Source organism: Streptomyces glaucescens (assembly GCF_002154375.1).
Classification (GTDB): domain Bacteria; phylum Actinomycetota; class Actinomycetes; order Streptomycetales; family Streptomycetaceae; genus Streptomyces; species Streptomyces glaucescens.
The window spans coordinates 1-544 of the sequence record NZ_MUND01000906.1 but is presented as its reverse complement, the minus strand read 5'-3'; the positions used below and the strand labels follow the sequence as shown (position 1 = coordinate 544).

The 544-nt window shown below is 71.3% G+C and carries 1 pseudogene; it reads left to right on the top strand.

From position 1 onward, the window contains the following. Positions 1-544 (top strand): annotated as a pseudogene (locus CCN42_RS39135) (hypothetical protein); the annotation flags it as partial.

Sequence of the window (544 nt, the reverse complement as noted above, 5' to 3'; positions counted from 1 at the left end):
CCTGGGCGACCGGCACGCCCGGCGGCGACGGCTGGAAGTCCGGCGGCCAGTACCGGCCCGGCTCGGGCGCCGGCACCGAGACCGCCACCGACCGCTGCCAGTTCTCCCTCGACGGGACGAACTTCCACGACTCGGTCAAGGTCGACGACCAGAACCTCAAGCCGACCGGTGACGGCAAGGTGCACATCACGGTCCGCGCCGCCGCCGACGCGAGCACCTGCACCGCCTCGCTCGCCTCCTACCTCGCCCACGGGCCGAGCTTCGACACCTCCGGCGAGCAGGTCTTCGTCGACTTCGACACGGTGACGGTGAAGCAGGGCGCCACCGACACCCTCGACATCGCCGTCCCGGACGCGGGCTGCTTCGCGCAGGTCGACCTCTACCGGGGCGCGGTCAAGTACGACGGCAAGCTCGACGCGAACGACGGCTTCGAGCACGGCGAACTGCCCAAGGGCCCGGACCGCCCGGTCATCAAGGACAAGCTGATCGCGGCCTGGAACGGCGGCACGAAGGACTGCACGCAGTCCCCCGCCCCGTCCACCTC